The organism is Blastococcus atacamensis, assembly GCF_002938425.1.
In the GTDB taxonomy this organism is placed as follows: domain Bacteria; phylum Actinomycetota; class Actinomycetes; order Mycobacteriales; family Geodermatophilaceae; genus Blastococcus; species Blastococcus atacamensis.
This window is the reverse complement of the sequence record NZ_POQU01000064.1, coordinates 1-21,673: the sequence shown is the minus strand read 5'-3', so window position 1 is coordinate 21,673 and position 21,673 is coordinate 1. Positions and strand designations below refer to the sequence as shown.

Below are 21,673 nucleotides of genomic sequence, written 5' to 3'. Positions count from 1 at the left end.
TTTATCTATTCCGGTATGTATAGATTTATGTTTATTGCTACTCTTCTTACACGTGTGATCTCTGCGAGATCCTCTTATGTGTCGTCGTCATATTTGTATAACAGGCCAGCAGGGCACCGGCGACCATGACGGCGCCGCCGAGCATGCCGAGCGCGTAGGTGCGCACGAAGCCGTTCTGCGCCCGGCCCAGCCGCGAGGACGACCCGCCCAGCCCGGCGGCCAGCCCGTTGACCGCGCCGTCGACGCCGCGGTTGTCGAACCAGACCAGCGCGCGGGTCAGCCACTGCCCCGGGCGCATGAACAGCGACTCGTTGATCGTGTCGGCGTAGAGGGCGTTGCGCGCCGCGCGGGTCACCGGCGAGACCCGCACGGGTGCGGTGACCGGCACCTCGCGGCGACCGACGAACAGCCACGCGGCCAGGACACCGAGCAGCATCACGACGGTGACCACCAGCCCGACGACGGCGGGAGCGACGACGTGCGCGGCCTCCGCCGGCTCGCCGAACACCGGCTCCAGCCAGCCCGACAGCGGGAAGACCGAGACGAGGAGCGCGCCGGAGAAGACCGACCCCGCCGCGAGCACCACCATCGGCGCGGTCATCACCGAGGGCGACTCGTGCGGGTGGACGCCGTCCTCCCACCGGGCCCGGCCGAAGAAGGTCATCAGCATCAGCCGGGTCATGTAGAAGGCGGTCAGGCCGGCGCCGAGCACGGCCACACCGCCGAGGACCCAGCCCCAGACGTCGTCCCGGTCCAGCGCGGCCTCGATGATCGCGTCCTTGGTGAAGTAGCCGGAGAGGAACGGGAAGCCGATCAGCGCGAGGTAGCCCAGGCCGAAGGTCACGAAGGTGATCGGCAGCTTCTTCGCCAGCCCGCCGTACCGGCGCATGTCCACCGAGTCGTCCATGGCGTGCATGACCGACCCGGCACCGAGGAACAGCCCGGCCTTGAAGAACCCGTGGGCCAGCAGATGGGCGAGGCCGGCGACGTAGCCCGCGGGACCGAGCCCCACGGCCAGGAACATGTAGCCGATCTGGCTGACCGTCGAGTACGCCAGGACCTTCTTGATGTCGTCGTAGGCGCAGCCGGCGATGGCCCCGATGAGCAGGGTGACCGCGCCGATCGCGAGGACGACGGCGCGGGCGGTCGGGGTCTGGTCGTAGATCGGCGCCGAGCGGGCGATCAGGTAGACGCCGGCGGTGACCATCGTCGCGGCGTGGATGAGGGCCGACACGGGGGTCGGGCCCTCCATGGCGTCGGGCAGCCAGGCCTGCAGCGGGAACTGGCCCGACTTGCCGCAGGCACCGAGCAGCAGCAGCAGGCCCATCGCGGTGACCGTGCCGCCGGCGAGCGTGGCCACCCCGGCGTGCACGCCCGCGTAGGAGGTGGTCCCCAGCTGGGCGAACATGAGAAAGACGGCGATGGCCAGGCCCACGTCGCCGACGCGGTTCATGATGAACGCCTTCTTCGCCGCGGTGGCCGCGGCCGGGCGGGTGTACCAGAAGGCGATCAGCAGGTAGGACGCCAGACCCACGCCCTCCCAGCCGACGTAGAGCGCGACGTAGCTGTTGCCCAGGACCAGCAGCAGCATCGCGGCCACGAACAGGTTCAGGTAGGCGAAGAAGCGGCGGCGCGCGGGGTCGTGCGCCATGTAGCCGATCGAGTAGACGTGGATCAGCGAGCCGACGCCGGTGATCAGCAGGACGAACACCGCCGACAGCGGGTCGTAGAGCAGCCCCGCGGTCACGTCCAGCTCGCCCGAGGAGATGAACGTGAACAGCTCGACGTCGGCCGACCGATCCTCGGCCCCGGCGAGCTGCACGGTGCAGGCGACGGCGAGGGCGAAGGCGGCCGCGACCGTCGCCGTCCCCAGCAGGTGACCCCAACGGTCGGTGCGGCGCCCACCCAGCAGCAGCACGGCGGCGCCGGCGAGCGGCAGCGCGATCAGCAGCCAGGAGGCGGCGAGCAACCCTTCAGCAGGCAACGTCGATCCCGTCCGGCTCAGTACTTCAGGAGGTTGGCGTCGTCGACCGAGGCGGACCGTCGGGTCCGGTAGATCGACATGATGATGGCGAGCCCGATGACCACCTCGGCGGCGGCGACGACCATGACGAAGAACGCCATGATCTGGCCGTCGACCGTGCCGGTGGCCCGCGCGAAGGTCACGAGCGTCAGGTTCACCGAGTTGAGCATCAGCTCGATGCACATGAACACGACGATCGCGTTGCGCCGGACCAGGACCCCGACGGCACCGATCGTGAAGAGGATCGCCGCGAGGACCAGGTAGTAGGAGAGGGTCATCGGTGCTCACCCCCGACCCGGCCGCCGGGAATCTCGCTGGGCGTGCCGTCGAGGGTGCCGAGGGCCGCGTCGGGGTTGCCCAGCTGCTCGCGGCCCGTGGGACGGGGCATCTGCTGGACCTCCTGGGGCTCGACGCCGGTGGCCACCGTCTCCTCCAGCGTCCGGCCGTCGGGCAGCAGGGCGGGCGCGGCGACGGAGTTGGCCCGGGCGTACACGCCGGGGCCCGGGTAGGTCTGCGGGCGGTCGCCGGCGAGGAACCGCGCACGGGAGAGCTCCCGCTGGCTCTGCCGGCTGCCGGGCTCACGCTCGATGTGCGCCAGCACCATCGCGCCGACGGCGGCGGTGATGAGCAGCGCGCTGGTGACCTCGAAGGCCAGCAGGTACCGGGTGAAGAGCAGCTCGGCGATCGCCGGGATGTTGCCCTCGGCCTGGGCGTCGCCGAGCCCGGCGACCGGCAGGTCCTGGGTGGCGCGGGCGATCCCGGCACCGACCAGCCCGGCGAAGCCGATGCCCAGCAGCGTGGCCGCGATCCGCTGCCCGCGCAGCGTCTCCACGACCGAGTCCGACGAGTCACGCCCGACCAGCATGAGCACGAAGAGGAACAGGATCATGATCGCGCCGGTGTAGACGATGATCTGCACCGCGCCCAGGAAGGGCGCGGACTGGACGACGTAGAAGACGCCCAGCGCCAGCATCGTGTTGACCAGCCAGAGCGCGGAGTGCACGGCGTTGCGGCTGAACACCATGCCCAGCGCCCCGGCCAGCGCGACCGGGCCGAGGATCCAGAAGACGACGGCCTCACCTGTGCCGATGACGACGTCGGCGGTCTCCGGGGTCACGGCCGGGCCTCCGGCGCGCGCAGGTAGTAGTCCTTCTCGTCCTCACCGAGGCGCATGGCGTGCGGAGGCGCCTCCATGCCGGGCAGCAGCGGGGCCATGAGCTGTTCCTTGGTGTAGATCAGGTCGCGGCGGTTGTCGTCGGCCAGCTCGAAGTCGTTGCTCATCGTCAGCGACCGGGTCGGGCAGGCCTCGATGCACAGCCCGCAGAAGATGCAGCGCAGGTAGTTGATCTGGTAGACCGCGCCGTACCGCTCGCCCGGGGAGAAGCGGGCGTCCTCGGTGTTGTCGCCGCCCTCGACGTAGATCGCGTCCGCGGGGCAGGCCCACGCGCACAGCTCGCACCCCACGCACTTCTCCAGCCCGTCGGGATGCCGGTTGAGCACGTGCCGGCCGTGGTAGCGGGGCTTGGTCACCTTGGGCTCGAACGGGTACTGCTCGGTGGTCACCGTCCGGAACATCTGGGCGAAGGTGACCCCGAACCCCTGGGCCGGCGCCGGCGTGACGGCGTCGCGCAGCGCCGGTCGCGACGACGTGCCGGGCGAGCGCTCGACCTCTCCGGCGGTGCGGCGGACCAGGTCCTGCTCGCCGGGCTTGGTGGGCTCAGACATCGCCGTCCTCCTCGATGGTCGCCGTGCCGCGGCGGCCGGTGCCGACCACGGTCGTGCCGGGGTCGGCACCGGCCGCGGAGCTCTCCCGTCGGATCCGCGGCGACGGCGGCACCTTGAGGTCCATGGGCGGTACCGGGAAGCCGCCCTCGGCGCGGCTGGGGCTACCGGCGGGCCGGCGCCGCGCCCCCGCCGGCGGGAGCACGTCGGGCTCGGGGTCGGTGGCGTGCACCGCGCCGGCCGAGGCCTGCTCGGCCATCACGCGGGTGTCCCGGTTGGCCGACCGGCTGGCCAGCAGCAGGCCGGCGAGGACCAGCAGCGCCGCCGGGACGCCCACGAACAGCGCGACCTGCCCGGTGGAGAGGTCGGCCTCCCGGGAGACCGTGCGCATGGTGGCGACGACCAGGATCCACACCAGCGCCGTCGGGACGAGGACCTTCCAGCCGAAGCGCATGAACTGGTCGTAGCGCAGCCGGGGCAGGGTGCCGCGCAGCCAGATGAAGACGAACAGCGCAACGACGACCTTGAGGAAGAACCACAGCAGCGGCCACCAGCCGGTGTTCGCGCCGTCCCAGATCGAGATCGGCCAGGGTGCCCGCCAGCCACCGAGGAACAGGGTCGCGGCCAGCGCCGAGACGGTGACCATGTTGATGTACTCGGCCAGGAAGAACAGCGCGAACTTCAGCGACGAGTACTCGGTGTGGAACCCGCCGACCAGCTCGCTCTCCGCCTCGGGGAGGTCGAAGGGCGCCCGGTTGGTCTCGCCGACGACGGCGATGACGTAGATGACGAAGGAGACCGGCAGCAACACGGCGAACCAGCTGGGACCGGTGAACTCGACGCCGAAGAAGTCCAGCCGGTTGCCGTCGGCCTGGGCGGCGACGATCTCGGAGGTGGACATCGATCCGGCGTAGAGGAACACCGCGACGATCGACAGGCCCATCGCGATCTCGTAGCTGACCATCTGCGCGGCGCTGCGCAGGCTGCCGAGCAGCGGGTAGGTCGAGCCGGAGGCCCAGCCGGCCAGCACGATCCCGTACACGCCCATCGCGGAGCAGGCCAGCACGATGAGCACGCCGATCGGGGCGTCGGTGAGCTGCAGCGGCGTGCGCTCGCCGAAGATGCTGACCGTGGGGCCCAGCGGGATGACCGAGAAGGCCAGGAACGCCGGGATCGCGGCGATGACCGGCGCCAGGAAGTAGACGGGCTTGTCCGCCAGCGCCGGCATGATGTCTTCCTTGAACGCCAGCTTCAACCCGTCGGCGAGGCTCTGCAGGTAGCCCCGCGGGCCGACCCGGTTGGGGCCGATCCGCTGCTGCATGCGCGCCACGACCTTGCGCTCGAAGACGATGGCGAACAGCGTCATGAGCACCAGGACGCCGAAGATGCCGACGACCTTGATCAGCACGATCCACCAGACGTCGTGCCCGAAGTCCTCGAGTGTCGGCTGGTCGGCCGAGGCCCACAGGTTCATCGCGTGCCTCCCGCGAGGTCGGCGGGGACGGGGGCGCTCGTGCGGGCCAGCCGCACGATGCCGCCGGGCCGGGTGCCCAGGTCGGTCCGGATCTCGCTGCCGGGCGAGCGCATCGGCAGCCACACCACCTGCTCCGGCATCGGCGTGATCCGCAGCGGCAGGCTGATCGAGCCCGTGGAGCCGCTGACGGTGATCCGGTCGCCGTCGGCCAGCCCGAGCCGCGCGGCGGTGTCGGCGCCGACGCGGGCCACCGGACGACGGGCCGTGCCGGCCAGCTCCGGCTCGTCGCGCTGCAGGGTGCCGACGTCGAGCAGCTGCCGCCAGGAGGCCAGCAGCGCCTCGTCGTCGCGCAGGGCCGGCACCGCGGGTGCCGGGACGTCGAGCCCCGGAACCGAGGGTGCCGCCGTGCGCCGGGTGCCCAGCGCGGCCAGGGCGGCGCGGGCCGCCTCCGGGGTGGGCAGCCGCAGGTCGACGTCCATCTCGTCGGCGAGCCCGTGCAGCACGCGGCCGTCGGAAAGCATGCCGGTGCCGTGCAGGGTGGCGTCGAACGAGCGGACCCGCCCCTCCCAGTCCAGGTAGCTGCCCGCCTTCTCCGACGCCGCGGCCACCGGCAGGACGACGTCGGCGCGCTCGGTCACCGCGCTCGGGAACATCTCGAGGCTGACGACGAAGGCCGCCGCGTCGAGGGCCGCGACCGCGAGCGCCGGGTCGGGCAGGTCGGCGGGGTCCACCCCGCCGACGAGCAGCCCGGGCAGCCGGCCGCTGCGCACGGCGGTGAGGATGCCCGTGAGGTCGCGGCCGGGATGGGCCGGCACCGCGGCGGGGTCGATGCCCCAGACCGCGGCCACCTCGGCGCGGGCCGCTGCGTCGGCGACGCTGCGCCCGCCGGGCAGCAGGTTCGGCAGGGCGCCGGCCTCCACGGCTCCGCGCTCACCGGCACGACGGGGGACCCAGGCCAGGCGCGCGCCGGTGGCCCGGGAGAGCCCGACCAGGGCGGAGAAGGCGCCGGGTACCTCGGCCAGCCGCTCGCCGGCGAGCACCACGGCTCCGGGCTGCCGGAGCGCCTCGACGGCGGGACCGCCCCAGCTGCCCTCGGCGAGCGCCTCGAGCGAGCGGGCCTCGGCGCCGGGCAGCGTGGCGAGCACGGTGGCCTGCAGCTTCTCGGCGGCCCGGGACCCGTAGGGCGCGAGGTCGAAGACCGACAGCTTCCCGGTGCGCACGGCGCGGCGCAGCCGCAGGAAGAGGATCGGTGACTCCTCCTCGGGCTCCAGGCCGGCGAGCAGCACGGCCGGGGCGGACCCGAGGTCGTCGTAGGTGACGGCGCCGGTCCCCGGACCGGTGCCGGCGACGACGGCCTCGAGGAAGGCGAGCTCCTCGGCGGAGTGCGCCCGGGCCCGCGCGTCGACGTCGTTGGTGCCGAGGGCCACGCGGGCGAAGGCGGCCCAGGCGTAGGCGTCCTCGACCGTCAGCCGGCCACCGGGCAGCACGCCCACGCCGCCCTCCGCGCGGGCCTGGGACAGCCCGGCGGCCGCGGCGGCCCACGCCTCCGGCCAGGAGGCCGGCTGCAGGACGCCGTCGCGGCGCACCAGCGGGGTGGTCAGCCGCTCGTTGGCCGTCGCGTAGCGGAACGCGTAGCGCCCCTTGTCGCAGGTCCACTCCTCGTTGACCGCGGGGTCCTCCCCGGCCAGCCGGCGGGTGACCCTGCCCCGGCGGTAGTCGGTGCGCATCGAGCAGCCCGAGGCGCAGTGCTCGCACACGCTGGGCTCGCTGCGCAGGTCGAAGGGCCGGGCCCGGAACCGGTACTGGGCGCTGGTGAGCGCCCCGACGGGGCAGATCTGGGTGGTGTTGCCCGAGAAGTAGGACTCGAACGGCTCGTCCTCGTAGACGGCGACCTGCTGGAGGGCACCGCGCTCGAACAGCTCGATGAACGGGTCGCCGGCCACCTGCTCGGAGAAGCGCGTGCACCGGGCGCACAGCACGCAGCGCTCCCGGTCCAGCAGGATCTGGGTGCTGATCGGCAGCGGCTTGGGGTAGGTGCGCTTCTCGCCGGCGAACCGGGTCTCGGTGCGCCCGTTGCTCATCGCCTGGTTCTGCAGCGGGCATTCCCCGCCCTTGTCGCAGACCGGGCAGTCGAGCGGGTGGTTGATCAGCAGCAGCTCCATCGTGCCCTGCTGCGCCTTGTCCGCCACCGGGCTGGACAGCTGCGTCCGCACCGCCATGCCGTCGGTGACCGGCATCGTGCAGGAGGCCACCGGCTTGCGCTGGCCCTCCACCTCCACCAGGCACTGCCGGCACGCGCCGACCGGCTCGAGCAGCGGGTGGTCGCAGAACCGCGGGATCTGGACGCCGATCATCTCGGCGGCCCGGATGATCAGCGTGCCCTTCGGGACGGCGACGTCGAAGCCGTCGATGGTGCAGTGGACGGCGTCGGCCGGGGTGTGCGGTCCGGGCGTGCCCGGGGGGACCGCCGGCGCGGGGGTCGGATTCACGAGCGTCATGACGCAGCTCCCACGGGCTCGAGCCGGAGGCTGCGGCCCAGGCGGGCCTGCTCCTCGGGCGGCAGCAGGGCGACGTAGTCGTCCTTGAAGTACTTCAGCGAGCTGGAGATGCAGCTGGTCGCGCCGTCACCGAGGGCGCAGAACGACCGGCCGAGGATGTTGTCGCAGGTGTCGACCAGCAGGTCGAGGTCCTGCGCGGTGCCCTGGCCGTCGACCAGCCGCTGCAGGATCTGGACCAGCCAGTAGGTGCCCTCCCGGCACGGGGTGCACTTGCCGCAGCTCTCGTGCGCGTAGAACTGGGTGAACCGCAAGGTCGCCTCGACGATGGAGTCCGTCTCGTCGAACACCATCAGCGCGGTGGTGCCCAGCATCGAGCCGGCGGCCGCGACCGAGTCGAAGTCCAGCGGGACGTCGAGGTGCTCGGGCGTGAAGTACGGCGTCGAGGAGCCGCCCGGCGTCCAGAACTTGAGCTCGTGGCCCGGGCGCACGCCGCCGGCCATCTCCAGCAGCTCGCGCATCGTCGTCCCCATGGGGGCCTCGTACTGGCCCGGGCGCACGACCCGGCCCGACAGCGAGTAGATCTTCGGGCCGGGCGACTTCTCCGGGCCGAACGCCTTGAACCACTCCGCGCCGCCCCGGACGACGAACGGCACGCTGGCCAGGGTCTCGACGTTGTTGATGACCGTCGGGGCGCCGTAGAGACCGGCGACCGCGGGGAACGGCGGCTTGAGCCGGGGCTGACCGCGGTAGCCCTCGAGCGAGTCCAGCAGCGCCGTCTCCTCGCCGCAGATGTAGGCGCCGGCGCCGGCGTGCACGATCAGCTCGAGGTCGTAGCCGGAGCCGAGGATGTCGCGGCCCAGGTAGCCGGCGGCGTAGGCCTCCCCCACCGCGTTCATCAGCCGGCGGTGGGCGTGCACCGCCTCGCCGCGCACGTAGATGACCGCCAGGTGCGAGCGGATCGCGTACGCGGAGATGATGACGCCCTCGATGAGCGAGTGCGGGTCGGCCATCATCAGCGGCAGGTCCTTGCAGGTGCCCGGCTCGCCCTCGTCGGCGTTGACCACGAGGTACTTGGGCAGGGCCGCCGGACCGGTCGGGGTCTCCCCCGGCTTGGGCTGCGGGATGAAGCTCCACTTCATGCCGGTCGGGAACCCGGCGCCGCCACGACCGCGGAGACCGGAGTCCTTGACCGAGGTGACCAGCTCGTCCGGGCTCATCGACAGGGCCGTGCGCAGGGCGGCGTAGCCGTCCATCGACTCGTACGTCGACAGCCGCCAGGACTGGTCGGCGCCCCACCGGGAGGTGAGGACGGGGGTGAGGGGCATGGCTCAGCCCTTCCGCTTCGGTGGGGTGCGGCCTTCGACGGTGCGCCCGGTACCGGGCCCCTGGTAACCGCCGGCCGGTTCGCTCTGCGCCGGTGTGCCGGTGCCGCTCCGGTCGAGGCCGCCGGCGGGCCGTCCCCGGCCGTACTCCGCCCCCTTGTCGGGGTGGGACTGGGCGGCACCCGCCTCCTCGGCGGGGTTGTCGGCCGCGGCGACGCGGGCGTCGGCTGCCTCCTTGCCCGGCGTCTCGCCGGTGTCCCCCGAGGGGCGCACGGTCTCGCGCGGCTCCTCGGCATCGGCCGGCGGCTGCTCCGGGCCCTGCATCTCCGGCGCGGACTCGCCGCGCTCGGCGGCCAGCCGGAGACCGGCAAGCGTGGGCCCGTACTCCCCCGGCGCGTCGACGGCGGCCGCGGCGGCGGCCTCGTCGGCGTGCTGGGAGAAGCCGGCGAGCTGCCGGGAGACGCCCCGGAAGTCCGTCAGCGGGGCACCGCGCGTGGGGTGCGGCTTGTCGCCGCGGCGCAGCGCCTGGACCAGGGCCCGGGCGCTCTCGACGTCCTGCTGGTCGTAGAACTCGTAGTCGACCGTGACGACCGGCGCGTAGTCGCAGGCGGCCAGGCACTCGGCGTGCTCGAGGGTGATCGAGCCGTCGGCGGAGGTCTCGTCGTGGTGGACGCCGAGGTCGGCCGACAGCGCGTCCATGATCCGCTGCCCGCCGAGGACCGCGCAGAGCGTGTTGGTGCAGACGCTGACCAGGTGGCGGCCGGTCGGACGGCGCTTGTACATCGTGTAGAAGGTCGCCACCGCGCCCACCTCGGCCTTGGTCAGGCCCAGCTCCTCGGCGCAGAGCGCGACGCCCTCGGGGCTGACGTAGCCCTGGTAGCTCTGCACCAGGTGCAGCATCGGGAGCAGCGCCGACCGCGCGACCGGGTAGCGGGCGATGATCTCCCGTGCCTCGATCCGGGTCTGCTCGGTCAGCGGAGGCAGGTCCGCCGGCGCGGGCAGGACAGGGCTGTCGTCCAGACCCGTCGTCAGCGCGCCCTCCATGGAACCGGGAAGTGCACTCATCTGTCGACGCCCCCCATCACCGGGTCGATCGATGCGATGGCCGCGATGACGTCGGCGATCATGCCGCCCTCGCTCATCGCCGCCGTGGCCTGCAGGTTCACGAAGCTGGGGTCGCGCACGTGGACCCGCCACGGGCGGGTGCTCCCGTCGCTGACGACGTGGTAGCCGAGCTCGCCGCGGGGCGACTCGATCGGCACGTACACCTGGCCCGCCGGGACGCGGAAGCCCTCGGTGACCAGCTTGAAGTGGTGGATGAGGGCCTCCATCGACTGGCCCATGATGTGCGCGACGTGCTCGTGGGAGTTGCCCATGCCGTCGGGGCCCAGCGCGAGCTGCGCGGGCCAGGCGATCTTCCGGTCCTCGACCATCACCGGGCCGGGCTCGAGCCGGTCCAGCGCCTGGCCGATGAGCTTCAGCGACTCGTTCACCTCGGCCATGCGGACCAGGTAGCGACCCCAGGCGTCGCAGGTGTCGGCGGTCGGCACCTCGAAGTCGTAGGTCTCGTAACCCAGGTAGGGCTCGACCTTGCGCATGTCCCAGGGCAGGCCCGCGGAGCGCAGGATCGGCCCGGTGACGCCCAGCGCCAGGCAGCCGGTGACGTCGAGGTACCCGACGTCCTTGAGCCGGCGCTGCCAGATCGGCTGACCGGTGAGCATCCGGTGGAAGTCGGCCACCCGCTTGGGCATGACCTCGAGGAACTCGCGGATGTGCTCGACGGCACCCTCGGGCAGGTCCTGGGCCAGTCCGCCGGGCCGGATGTAGGCGTGGTTCATCCGGAGTCCGGTGATCTCCTCGAGCAGGTCCAGGCACATCTCCCGCTCGCGGAACCCGTTGGTCATCGCGGTGAGCGCGCCGAGCTCCATGCCGCCGGTGGCCAGGCCGACCAAGTGCGAGGCGATCCGGTTGATCTCCATGACCAGCAGGCGGATCGTCTGCGCGCGCTGCGGCACCTCGATGCCGAGCAGCTTCTCGACCGCCATGCAGTAGCCGGCCTCGTTGTAGAGCGGGGCCAGGTAGTCCATGCGGGTCACGAAGGTCGTGCCCTGCACCCAGTTGCGGTACTCGGTGTTCTTCTCGATGCCGGTGTGCAGGTAGCCGATGACCACCCGCGCCTTCGTCACCGTCTCGCCCTCGAGGTCGAGCACCAGCCGGAGCACGCCGTGGGTGGACGGGTGCTGCGGGCCCATGTTGACCACGAGGCGCTCGTTCTCGTGGGGGTCGGCGCCGAGCGTGGCGTCCCAGTCCCCACCGGTGACTGTGTAGACCCGCCCCTCGGTGGTCTCCCGGGAACCGGCGTACGGATCCTGCGTCGTGGTCATCGGTACGCCCTCCGGGTGTCGGGCGGAGGAATCGTCGCGTCGTGGTACTCGACCGGGATCCCGCCGAGGGGGTAGTCCTTGCGCTGCGGGTGACCGTCCCAGTCGTCCGGCATGAGGATCCGGGTGAGGCCCGGGTGGCCGTCGAAGACGATCCCGAACATGTCGAAGGTCTCCCGCTCGTGCCAGTCCGCCGTCGGGTAGGTGCCGGTGACCGAGGGGACGTGCGGGTCCTCCGCCGTGACGGCGACCTCGAGCCGGATCCGGCGTCGGTACGTCATCGAGGTCAGGTGGTAGACCGCGTGCAGCCGCGGCCGGCCGGGGCCCACGGCCGGTCCGCCGCTGTCCAGGTAGTCGACGCCCGACACGCTGGACAGCAGCTCGAAGCGCAGGGCCTCGTCGTCGCGCAGTGCCTGCACCAGGGTGAGCAGGTGCTCCCGGGCGACGAAGTAGGTGATCTCGCCGCGGTCGACGAGGACCCGCTGGACGGCGGCGGCGAACGTGGCCTCCCCCACCGCGTCGATCAGCGCGTCGGTGACCTCGTCGAACCAGCCGCCGTAGGGCCGCTCGGTGGAGTGCAGCGCGACCGCGCCGCCGGGCTCGACGCGGACCAGCCCGCCGAAGCCGGACGTGTCACCGCTGCCGCTGACGCCGAACGCGCCCTTCCGGAAACCGCCCGAGGGTGCCGTCGCGTCGTCGTACCCGGCCTCCTCGCGGCCCGGCACCACGTTCGACCCGCCGTCGGTGCTCACTTCTGACCCCGCTCGGTCGGCAGCAGGACGGCGTTGCCGCCGCGCTGCTCGATGCCGAACTGGCCGGTGCGACCCTGCGCGGCCGCCTCCTCGTAGGCCCGGCGGAGGTCCTTGTCGACGCGGACGGTGGAGGGCATCTCCACGTGCAGGTCCTTGGCCGTGCCCTCCTGCCGTTCCCGCTCCAGCTGCCGCGCCCGCTTCGCGCCGAGAGGCTCGTGCTGGATCTTGTGGTGCAGCTTGAGGATCGCGTCCATGAGCATCTCCGGCCGCGGCGGGCAGCCGGGCAGGTACATGTCCACCGGCACGATGTGGTCGACGCCCTGCACGACGGCGTAGTTGTTGAACATGCCGCCGGAGCTGGCGCAGACGCCCATGGCGAGCACCCAGCGCGGCTCGGGCATCTGGTCGTAGATCTGGCGCAGGACCGGCGCCATCTTCTGGCTCACCCGGCCGGCAACGATCATCAGGTCGGCCTGGCGCGGCGAGGCCCGGAAGACCTCCATGCCGAACCGGGCCAGGTCGTAGCGGCCGGCGCCCGAGGCCATCATCTCGATGGCGCAGCAGGCGAGGCCGAACGTGGCCGGCCACAGCGACGACTTCCGCGTCCAGTTGACCAGCTTCTCCACGCTGGTCAGCAGCACGCCGCTGGGCAGCTTCTCCTCGAGACCCATCTAGATCGCCAGCCCCACACTCAGTCCCATTCCAACCCCCCACGTCGCCACACGTACGCGTAGGCGATGAACACGGTGGCGATGAAAACCGCCATCTCCACCAGGCCGAAGAGCCCCAGCGCCTCGTTGTGCACGGCCCACGGGTAGAGGAAGACGATCTCGATGTCGAAGACGATGAACAACATCGCCGTCAGGTAGTACTTGACCGGGAAGCGACCGCCGGTGAGCGGCTGGTCGACCGGCTCGATCCCGCACTCGTAGGCCTCGAGCTTGGCCCGGTTGTAGCGGCGCGGCCCGATGTAGGGCGCGGCCGCGACCGAGAACAGCGCGAACGCCGCAGCCAGCACGAAGAGCCCGACGATGGGGACGTAGGTCGAGAGCATCACTGAAACCCTAGGGTGAGTTCGGTCACGCCCGGGTCACGATGAGGACACGGAGCGTTCGTGTCGGATCGATGCATCGCCGCGGCCGCCATTCGTCCAGCTGTCATGGCTCAGGCCGCCGGGGTGAGTCGGAGGAGGACGGCCAGCGCGCGGTCCACCGCGTCGCCGTCGCGCCCGTCGGTCAGGTTGCCCATGAGGCGGAGCGCGCCGTCGACCAGCTTCGGACGGCGCAGGCCCCGGGCGGTGGCCAGCCGGACGACGCCGGGCCGGGAGAGCAGCGCGAGGAACCCCATGCCGAGCCGGTGGTGGCGGCCCACCTCCTCGCGCAGCCGCGCGGGGTACCGCTGCAGCACCGCCTCGCGCGCGGCGACCGAGGGCGCGGCGAGCGCCTCGGCCGCGGCCTCGGCGGCCATCCGGCCGCTCTCCAGGGCGTAACTGATGCCCTCACCGTTGCACGGGTTCACCGTGCCGGCGGTGTCACCGGCCAGCAGGAGCCCGCGGGTGTACGCCGGGCCACGGCTCAGCGCCATCGGCAGCCCCGCACCACGCAGCGGCGTGACGGCGTCCTCCTCCCGCAGGCCCTCCTCGTCGGGGAACAGGTCCAGCCACCGCCGCAGGATGATCCGCCGGTCGGCGCCGGTGCCCCGGCGGGTGTCGAGCAGGCCGTAGCCGACGTTGGCGGTGCCGTCGCCCATGCCGAAGATCCAGCCGTAGCCGGGCATGGAGTCGCGGCTCGGGCCCTCGGCGGTCAGGTCGAAGGCGATGTCGAGGTAGTCGTCGTGGGTGCGCCGGCTGCTCACGTACCTGCGGACGGCGACACCGAGCGGCCGGTCCGTGCGGCGGAGCAGCCCGAGGCTCTTCGCCAACCGGCCGGACAGCCCTTCGGCGGACACGACCAGCGGCGCGTGCCAGGTGACCGGCTCGCGGTCCTCGCCCGCCTCCGCGCGGACGCCGGTGACGCGCCCGTCGTCGTCGAGCAACGGTTCGGTGACGGTGGTGCCGGTGACCAGTCGGGCGCCGGCGCCGACCGCGTGCTCGGTGAGAAGCGCGTCCATCTCCTTGCGGGTGCGCACGAGGCCGTGGTCGGGCCAGGAGTCCAGCCGGGGCCAGTCGACCTCGGCGATCCGACCACCCCCGTGCACGCGCAGCCCCCGGCGGCGCACCCAGCCCGGGGCGGAGGTGTCCACGCCCATGTCCAGCAGGGCCTTCACGCCGCGCGGGGTCAGCCCGTCACCGCAGACCTTCTCGCGCGGGAACTCGGCCTTCTCCAGGAGGGCGACGTCCACACCGGTGCGCGCCAGGTGCCATGCCGCGCTCGCGCCCGCGGGACCCGCACCGACCACGACGACGTCGGCACGGTGCTCGGCAGTTGCGCGGGCCATGCACCCTCCCCGGCGTCGTCAGCGACTCGGACCGACCTTGTGAAATAGTTCACAAGGTCGTCGGCTTCGAGTCTAGGCCCCGGTGTGACCTAGCCGACACCGGCCCCTCGCCGGTGGGTGTCCGACCCGCATACGGCGCCGGGCTCACACGTCAGAACGGTGGCGCCTCGTCCGGTGGCCGAGGTGGCGGAGGGAGCGCGGGCTGGGTTCGGACGTCGCGCAGACCCGGTGGTCGTGTGGTGCGGGTGACGCCGCTCGGCGTGGTCACCAGCAGCGTGCCGTTCGGGAGCAGCTCGAACCGCCATCCCCGCGCGAAGGTCTTCAGCCGGTGGTGCGTCCGGCACAGGCAGCAGAGGTTCTCGCAGCTGGTGCGCCCGCCGCAGTCGTAGGGCACCACGTGGTCGGCATCGGCGCGACCGGCCGACCGCGAACAGCCCGGGTGGCGGCAGGTGCGGTCCCGCAGGCGGAGGAACCGTTCCTGCGCCGTGGAGCGGTGGTAGCCGGGCATCGCCGGGGGACGGCCCACCAGCGCGCACCCGCAGTCCGCGCCCCTGCCGTGGACGACGCATCCCCGCGCGGCGATCCGCCGGAGCTCGGTGACGGTGACCGCCGCCAGCAGGGCGCCGTCGTCGCCCGTGATGGCCACCGCCAGACCACCGCCCGGCGGGGCCTGCACACCGAGCGCGTCGAGCCGGCCGAGCAGCTCCCGCAGGTGCGCAGCGGTGATCGGCTCCCCGTCCAGGGTGGGTGGTTCGGCGCCGATGCTGGGCGCCGCCCACCCGGCCGGACGCAGGGCCGCCAGGGGCGCGGTCACCGTGACCTGCGCCGTCACCGCCGGACGCGAGGTGTCCCACGGCCTCAGGACGAGCGCCGCGTGGGGATGGTCGAAGGGCGCCGGCAGCGACCGGTCGCCGCGGATGACCCGCACGTCAGACCTTGCGGCCGCGGTGCAGCGCGACGATCCCACCGGTCAGGTCGTGCCAGGCGACGTCGGACCAGCCGGCACCCTGCAGCCGGGAGGCCAGAGCCGCCTGGTCGGGCCACGCCCTGATCGACTCCGCCAGGTAGACGTACGCCTCCGGGTTGCTGCTCACCGCGCGGGCGATCCGGGGCAGCGCCTTCATCAGGTACTCGGTGTAGACGGTGCGGAACGGCGACCAGGTGGGGCTGGAGAACTCGCAGACCACCAGCGTGCCGCCGGGCTTCGTCACCCGGGAGAACTCCCGCAGGGCGGCGTCGGGATCGGCCACGTTGCGCAGGCCGAAGGAGATGACGACGCCGTCCACGCTCTCGTCGGCCAGTGGCAGCGCCATCGCGTCACCGGCGATCTTGGGCACCGGGCGGGCGGCACCCGCGCGCAGCATCCCCTGGGAGAAGTCGCAGGCGATGGCGCGCACGCCTCCGGCGGCGAGCTCCACCGTGGAGACGGCGGTGCCGGCCGCGACGTCCAGCACCGTCTGGCCCGGGCGGGCGCCCAGCGCCTCCCGGGTGGCCCGCCGCCAGGAGGAGTCCAGGCCGCCGGAGAGCACCGTGTTGGTGACGTCGTAGCGCTTCGCGACGCGGTCGAACATGGCCGCGACCTCGGCCGGGCGCTTGTCCAGACCGGCCCTCGCGCCCGCGGTGTGCTGGGTCTCTCGCCGGTCTGCCACACCATCGACGCTACAAGGCCTCTTACCCTGGGGCCGTGACCGCGGCCGCCCTGACCTCCCCGGCAGCGGCGTCGCGCACCGTCACGACGGTCCGGTCCGACGCCGCCGGGGAGCTGCTCGACCTCCTCCCCGCCCGCGGCGGGCTCTCCTGGGTGCGCCGCGGCGAGGGCCTGGTCGGCTGGGGCGAGGCCGCCCGCATCGAGGTCACCGGCCCCCGCGCGCTGGCCGACGCCGCCGACTGGTGGGACGACTACACCGCAGGCCTCGACGTCGACGACGAGCTGGGCGTCCCCGGCTCCGGCCCGGTGCTCTTCGGCAGCGTCGCCTTCGACCCCGCCGCCGGGACGTCGGTGTTCGTCGTGCCGGAGGTGGTGGCCGGACGGCGCGAGGGCGTCGGCTGGATCACCGCCGTCGGCACCGCGCCCGTGCTGCCCGAGCCCCATTCGCTGACCGCGGGCCCTTCCCCCCGCCTCCGGTACGCCGACGGCGCCCTGGACCCGGCGAGCTGGTGCGCGGCCGTGGCCGAGGCCGTGGAGCGGATCGACGCCGGCGACCTGGCCAAGGTGGTCCTCGCCCGTGACCTGCTCGTCTCCTCCGACGTCCCGCTCGACCCCCGGCGGTTGCTGCGCCGGCTCGCGGCCCGGTTCCCCGACTGCTGGACCTTCGCCGTCGACGGGCTGCTCGGCGCCACTCCGGAGCTGCTGCTGCGCCGCACCGGCCGCCGGCTGTCCGCGCGCGTCCTCGCCGGCACGGCCCCGCGCGGCGCCGGTGCGGAGGACGAGCGCCTGGCGCGCGCGCTCCTGGCATCCGCCAAGGACCGCGCCGAGCACGCGCTCGCCGTCGACTCGCTGGTGCGTGCCCTGGAGCCCTACTGCGACGCCCTGGACACCCCTGTCGAGCCGCAGCTGCTCACGCTGGCGAACGTGCGGCACCTGGCGACCGACGTCGTCGGCACCCAGGCGAGCAGCGGGCGCGCCGCCGGGGCCGGGCTGCTGGAGCTCGTGGGTGCGGTGCACCCGACGGCCGCCGTCTGCGGCACGCCCACCCCGGACGCGGCCGCGCTGATCGGTGAGCTGGAGGGCATGGATCGGGGCCGCTACGCGGGACCGGTGGGCTGGCTGGACGCCACGGGCAACGGCGAGTTCGGCCTGGCGCTGCGCTGTGCGGAGCTGGTGGGCGACCACGGCGCGCGCCTGTTCGCCGGCTGCGGCATCGTGGCCGGCTCCGACCCGTCCGCGGAGCTGGCCGAGACCCAGTCGAAGTTCGCCGCCTTCCAGGCAGCGCTCGAGGGCTGAACCGGCGGGCCCTCCGGGGTCAGCCGACGTGGACCAGCACGACGTCGGTCGGAGTGGCCCCGGCGGGTGCGGTGTCCCCCAGAGCGAATCCGGCGATGCCGGCCGCGACCGCGATCGTGGCCGCCAGCAGGCGGACCGGGCGCAGCACGTCCTGGCTCATCGTCGAACTCCTCCCACCGCTCCCGCCGGGGCGCGTCCCCCGTGCAAGGAGAACTCTGCCGCTCCAGACGCAGGGCAGCCGCACGGCAGACGCAAGAGATCCGCAGGACCTCAGGGCTTCAGCGCCGCCACCGCGGCCGCGCGCAGCTCCCCGGCAAGGGCGGCCTCCGCCCGCTGGTCGGTGCGGACGACGACGACGCGTGGCCCGCCCAGGCGCAGCGCCGTCGACAGCTCCTCCGGTGCCGACACCCGGGACGCCGCCCAGCCGAGCGACTGCGCCACCGCCACCAGGTCGCGGCCGTGCGGTGTGCCGAACACCCGCCGGTAGTCGGCGGCGTAGCGGTCCTGGCCGGGCTCCAGCTGGGCGAAGATCCCGCCGCCGTCGTTGTCCGGGACGACGACGGTCAGGTCCGGCTCCCGCTCCCCCTCACCGAGGAGCAGACCGGTGAGGTCGTGCAGGAACGTCAGGTCACCCATCAGCGCGAACGACGGACCGCCGTGCACCAGCGCCGCCCCGACCGCGGTGGAGATGGTGCCGTCGATGCCTGCCACGCCGCGGTTGGCCAGCACGGTGAGGTCGGCCCGCCGCACGGCCAGCCGGTCGACGTCCCGCACCGGCGTGGAGGAGCCGAGCACCAGCAGCGCTCCGGACGGCAGCACGCCGACGACGTCCCGCGCCACCCGGGCCGCGGTCAGGGACGGCGACGAGTCGAGCACGGCGTCCACGGCCGCGCCCACCCGGTCGGCGGCGGCCGACCACTCCCGGGACCAGCCGGGCTCGACGGTGCCACCCTCCCCTGGTCCCCCGAGGAGCCCGACACCCACCTCCGCGCTGGACCGCACCGCGTCGGCCCAGCGGGGGCCGGTGGTGACCGTCTCGACGTGCACGCGCGGATCGGCCAGCAGTGCCGAGACCGGCCGCGACAGCGTCGGCCGGCCCACGACGACGACCCGGTCGGGCCGGTGCCCGGCCAGCCACTCCGGGGCGCCGAGCAGCAGCGCCCCACCCCGGAGGCCGGCGGCACCGCTCGACGGCTCGGCCAGCACCGGCCACCCGTTGCCCGCGGCCGTGTTCGCCGCGACCCGCCCCCAGAACGCCGGCCCGTCGCCGATCACCACGAGCGTGCGCTGGTGCCAGTCCGGCAGCGGCCCCATCGCGGCGGCCGAGCTGCGCCGCGCCGCGGTCCACGGCGCACCGCCGGGCCGACCGGCCCAGGAGCCGACGAGCTCGCCGGGTTCGTCGTCGGGCATCAGCGGCTCGCGCAGCGCCAGGTTCAGCTGCACCGGTCCCGGGTCCCCGGAGAGTCCACCGGTCGCCGTGATCAGCGCCTTGGCGACCACCGAGCGCCAGTAGCGGTTCTGCGCCTCCTCGCGGCCGGGCTCCGGCACGCCCACGTCGATCGCCCAGCGCACCGCACCGCCGTAGAGGCCGGCCTGCTCGATCGTCTGGTTGGCACCGGTGGCCCGCAGCTCCGGCGGCCGGTCGGCCGTCAGCGCCAGCAGCGGCACCCCGCTCTCGTGCGCCTCGAGCACGGCCGCGTGCAGGTGCGCGGTCGCCGTCCCCGAGGTGGTCAGCACGGGCACCGGCCGGCCGGAGGCCTTGGCCAGGCCCAGCGCCAGGAACGACGCGGTGCGCTCGTCGATGCGCACGTGCAGTCGCAGCCGTCCGTCCCGCTCGGCCGCGGTGAGGGCCAGCGCCACCGGGGCGGACCGGGAGCCGGGCGCCAGGACCGCATCGGTCACGCCGCCGCGCACCAGCTCGTCGACCAGCACCCGCGCGAAGGCGGTGGAGGGGTTCACGCGGCGAGCACCTCGTCGATCCGAGCCCGCCAGCGGGCCGCCGTGCCGTCGCCGGCCGCGAGGGAGGCCAGCCGGTCGGGCTCGGGCCGGACCACCGGCAGGGCACCGTCGACCGGCAGCAGCGGCGTGCCGCTCACGTCGGCGGTGAACAGCGCGACCGTGGCGAGCCCGCAGGCGAACGGGAGCTCCGGCAGCGCGGCGGCCAGCGCCACCCCGGCCGCGATGCCCACCGAGGACTCCAGCGCCGAGGAGACGACGCACGGCAGCCCGTGCACCTCCGCGACCCGCAGCGCGGCGCGCACCCCGCCCAGCGGCTGCACCTTGAGGACGACGACGTCGCCGGCCTCCCGCAGGTCCACCCGCAGCGGGTCCGCCGAGCGCCGGACCCCCTCGTCCACGGCGACGCGGACGTCGATCCGGCGGCGCAGCCTCGCCAGCTCGTCCAGGCCGGGGCAGGGCTGCTCGACGTACTCCAGGCCGACGGCGGCGTCGAGCTCGCGGATCCGCCGCACCGCGGTGTCGACGTCCCACGCGGCGTTGGCGTCGACCCGGATGGCACCCGCCGGTCCCAGCGCCGAGCGCACCGCCTCCACGCGGGCCCGGTCATCAGCGGCCGTCTGGCCCGGCTCGGCGACCTTCACCTTGGCGGTGCGGCAACCCGACGCCGCGACGATCGCGTGCGCCCGCTCGGCGTCGACCGCCGGCACCGTCACGTTCACCGGGACCGAGTCGCGCAGCGGTGCCGGCCAGTCCTCGACGGCGGCCTCCACGGCGGCGGCCCACCAGCGACGGCTCTCGGCGGCGTCGTAGTCCCAGAACGGGGAGAACTCCCCCCAGCCGGCCGGGCCGCGCAGCAGCACCCCGTCGCGGACGTCGATGCCCCGGAAGCGGGTGCGCAGCGGCACCTCGTAGATCGCCAGCTCGGTGATCCCCGCCGGCAGTGCGGCGGCGGGGGCGGCTGTCACGGTGACCAGCGTAATCGGGCCGGGTCGTAGGCTCGTCCCTCGTGGCTCGGCACCTGACCCTCGTGGCCGCGGCCGAGCTCTCCGACGACCACCTCCGCGCCGCCCTCGACGGCTCGCGCCCGCTGGCCGTCCTGCCGTCCGGACCGCCGGCCGTCGTCGACGCCGCCCGGGCGGTGCTGCGCCCCGACGAGCCGCTCGAGCCGGGCACGGACCTCGTCGTCGTCACCTCCGGCTCGACCGGCGGCGGCCGCGGGGTGCTGCTGTCGGCCGATGCCCTGCGCGCCTCGGCGGCGGCGACCCTGGACCGGATCGGCGGCCACGGCAGCTGGCTGCTGAGCCTTCCGGTGTCGGCGATCGCGGGCCTCCAGGTCCTGTGCCGCAGCATCCTCAGCGACCGCACCGCGGTCCGGGTGGCCGAGGGCGAGACCCTGACCGCCGCCGTGGCCCGGATGCCGGCCGGGGACCGCCGCTACACCTCGATGGTCCCGACCCAGCTGCGCCGCGCGCTGGACGCCGAGCCCGAGGCGCTGCGCGCCTTCGACGCGGTGCTGGTGGGCGGCGCGGCCACCGACCCGGCGCTGCTCGACCGCGCCCGGGCCGAGGGCGTCGCCGTCGTCACCACCTACGGGATGACCGAGACCGCCGGCGGCTGCGTCTACGACGGGCTGCCGCTGGAGGGCACCCGGGTCCGCATCGCCGAGGGAGGTGTCGAGCTGGCCGGCCCGATGCTGGCGGTCGGCTACCGGCGCGATCCCGGTGCGACCGCGGCCGCGTTCGCCGACGGCTGGTTCCGCACCCGGGACGCCGGCACGCTCGGATCCGACGGGCGGCTGAGCGTGCACGGCCGGCTGGACGACGTCGTCATCTCCGGCGGGGTCAACGTGGTGCCCGCGGCGGTCGAGGCGGCGCTGCGCGAGCACCCCGCCGTCGCCGACGCCGTCGTGTTCGGCCGCGCCGACCCCGAGTGGGGCCAGCGCGTCGTCGCCGCCGTCGTCGCGGCACCCGGAGCCGCTCCGGACCTCGCCCTCCTGCGCCCCTGGGTGGCCGACCGCCTCGGTGCCCCCGCGGCCCCCCGGCAACTGCACCTGATCGACTCCGTCCCGACCCTGCACACGGGCAAGCCCGACCGCCGCGCCGTCGCGGCCCGCATCCCGGAGGTCTGATGGCCACCCCCGCCCCTGTCTCTTCTACACCTCT

20 protein-coding genes are annotated in these 21,673 nt (G+C 73.8%); 2 read left to right on the top strand and 18 right to left on the bottom strand.

Going from position 1 to position 21,673, the window contains the following annotated elements:
• Positions 1–46: 46 nt before the first annotated feature.
• From nuoL to C5508_RS14295, 15 genes are all read right to left on the bottom strand, one after another.
• Positions 47–1,984, bottom strand: coding sequence for an NADH-quinone oxidoreductase subunit L (nuoL, locus tag C5508_RS14365; protein ID WP_232797143.1), 1,938 nt, complete (start codon positions 1,982–1,984; stop codon positions 47–49).
• 17 nt (positions 1,985–2,001) lie between these two features.
• Positions 2,002–2,301 carry an NADH-quinone oxidoreductase subunit NuoK gene (gene nuoK, locus C5508_RS14360; protein ID WP_104525633.1) on the bottom strand — a complete coding sequence of 100 codons (300 nt, stop codon included), beginning with the start codon at positions 2,299–2,301 and terminating at the stop codon, positions 2,002–2,004.
• Positions 2,298–3,140 (bottom strand): NADH-quinone oxidoreductase subunit J, encoded by an 843-nt coding sequence (locus tag C5508_RS14355; RefSeq protein ID WP_104525632.1) that lies wholly within the window; start codon positions 3,138–3,140, stop codon positions 2,298–2,300. The genes nuoK and C5508_RS14355 overlap by 4 nt, the downstream gene beginning before the upstream one ends.
• Positions 3,137–3,748 (bottom strand): NADH-quinone oxidoreductase subunit NuoI, encoded by a 612-nt coding sequence (nuoI, locus tag C5508_RS14350; protein WP_198598092.1) that lies wholly within the window; start codon positions 3,746–3,748, stop codon positions 3,137–3,139. Before nuoI ends, C5508_RS14355 begins: the two co-directional genes overlap by 4 nt.
• Positions 3,741–5,219, bottom strand: a complete 1,479-nt coding sequence (gene nuoH / locus C5508_RS14345) for an NADH-quinone oxidoreductase subunit NuoH (RefSeq protein WP_104525631.1) — start codon at positions 5,217–5,219, stop codon at positions 3,741–3,743. The genes nuoI and nuoH overlap by 8 nt, the downstream gene beginning before the upstream one ends.
• Complete coding sequence (locus tag C5508_RS14340; RefSeq protein WP_104525630.1) at positions 5,216–7,717, bottom strand: NADH-quinone oxidoreductase subunit G; 2,502 nt, start codon at positions 7,715–7,717, stop codon at positions 5,216–5,218. The genes nuoH and C5508_RS14340 overlap by 4 nt, the downstream gene beginning before the upstream one ends.
• Entirely contained in the window at positions 7,714–9,042 is a 1,329-nt protein-coding gene (nuoF, locus tag C5508_RS14335) for an NADH-quinone oxidoreductase subunit NuoF (RefSeq protein ID WP_104525629.1), read from the bottom strand. Before nuoF ends, C5508_RS14340 begins: the two co-directional genes overlap by 4 nt.
• Positions 9,043–9,045: 3 nt before the next feature.
• On the bottom strand, positions 9,046–10,104 hold the full coding sequence (gene nuoE / locus C5508_RS14330; protein WP_104525628.1) for an NADH-quinone oxidoreductase subunit NuoE: 1,059 nt from the start codon (positions 10,102–10,104) through the stop codon (positions 9,046–9,048).
• Complete coding sequence (locus tag C5508_RS14325) at positions 10,101–11,423, bottom strand: NADH-quinone oxidoreductase subunit D (protein WP_104525627.1); 1,323 nt, start codon at positions 11,421–11,423, stop codon at positions 10,101–10,103. Before C5508_RS14325 ends, nuoE begins: the two co-directional genes overlap by 4 nt.
• Positions 11,420–12,172 (bottom strand): NADH-quinone oxidoreductase subunit C, encoded by a 753-nt coding sequence (locus C5508_RS14320; RefSeq protein WP_104525626.1) that lies wholly within the window; start codon positions 12,170–12,172, stop codon positions 11,420–11,422. Before C5508_RS14320 ends, C5508_RS14325 begins: the two co-directional genes overlap by 4 nt.
• A complete protein-coding gene (locus tag C5508_RS14315) occupies positions 12,169–12,843 on the bottom strand; it encodes a NuoB/complex I 20 kDa subunit family protein (RefSeq protein ID WP_104525625.1) in 675 nt (224 codons plus the stop codon). Before C5508_RS14315 ends, C5508_RS14320 begins: the two co-directional genes overlap by 4 nt.
• A 20-nt stretch (positions 12,844–12,863) precedes the next feature.
• The gene (locus C5508_RS14310) at positions 12,864–13,226 is read right to left on the bottom strand and encodes an NADH-quinone oxidoreductase subunit A (protein ID WP_198598091.1); all 363 of its coding nucleotides are present in this window, start codon (positions 13,224–13,226) and stop codon (positions 12,864–12,866) included.
• A 110-nt stretch (positions 13,227–13,336) separates the two neighbouring features.
• Entirely contained in the window at positions 13,337–14,608 is a 1,272-nt protein-coding gene (locus C5508_RS14305; RefSeq protein WP_104525623.1) for a geranylgeranyl reductase family protein, read from the bottom strand.
• A gap of 151 nt (positions 14,609–14,759) precedes the next feature.
• Positions 14,760–15,536 (bottom strand): HNH endonuclease signature motif containing protein, encoded by a 777-nt coding sequence (locus C5508_RS14300; protein WP_104525622.1) that lies wholly within the window; start codon positions 15,534–15,536, stop codon positions 14,760–14,762.
• Position 15,537: 1 nt separating this feature from the next.
• The gene (locus C5508_RS14295; RefSeq protein ID WP_104525621.1) at positions 15,538–16,257 is read right to left on the bottom strand and encodes a demethylmenaquinone methyltransferase; all 720 of its coding nucleotides are present in this window, start codon (positions 16,255–16,257) and stop codon (positions 15,538–15,540) included.
• A gap of 35 nt (positions 16,258–16,292) precedes the next feature.
• Here C5508_RS14295 and C5508_RS14290 point away from each other — a divergent pair, with 35 nt between their 5' ends.
• The gene (locus C5508_RS14290; RefSeq protein ID WP_104525620.1) at positions 16,293–17,552 is read left to right on the top strand and encodes an isochorismate synthase; all 1,260 of its coding nucleotides are present in this window, start codon (positions 16,293–16,295) and stop codon (positions 17,550–17,552) included.
• 19 nt (positions 17,553–17,571) lie between these two features.
• Here C5508_RS14290 and C5508_RS19580 read toward each other — a convergent pair whose 3' ends face one another.
• The 3 genes from C5508_RS19580 to C5508_RS14280 form a co-directional block, all read right to left on the bottom strand.
• Entirely contained in the window at positions 17,572–17,712 is a 141-nt protein-coding gene (locus C5508_RS19580; RefSeq protein ID WP_157944100.1) for a hypothetical protein, read from the bottom strand.
• Positions 17,713–17,822: 110 nt separating this feature from the next.
• Complete coding sequence (menD, locus tag C5508_RS14285; RefSeq protein WP_104525619.1) at positions 17,823–19,511, bottom strand: 2-succinyl-5-enolpyruvyl-6-hydroxy-3-cyclohexene-1-carboxylic-acid synthase; 1,689 nt, start codon at positions 19,509–19,511, stop codon at positions 17,823–17,825.
• Complete coding sequence (locus tag C5508_RS14280) at positions 19,508–20,476, bottom strand: o-succinylbenzoate synthase (protein ID WP_104525618.1); 969 nt, start codon at positions 20,474–20,476, stop codon at positions 19,508–19,510. Before C5508_RS14280 ends, menD begins: the two co-directional genes overlap by 4 nt.
• Positions 20,477–20,517: 41 nt before the next feature.
• On the opposite strand from C5508_RS14280, the gene menE reads away from it, so the two are divergent.
• A complete protein-coding gene (menE, locus tag C5508_RS14275; protein WP_104525617.1) occupies positions 20,518–21,639 on the top strand; it encodes an o-succinylbenzoate--CoA ligase in 1,122 nt (373 codons plus the stop codon).
• The last annotated feature ends 34 nt before the right edge of the window (positions 21,640–21,673 follow it).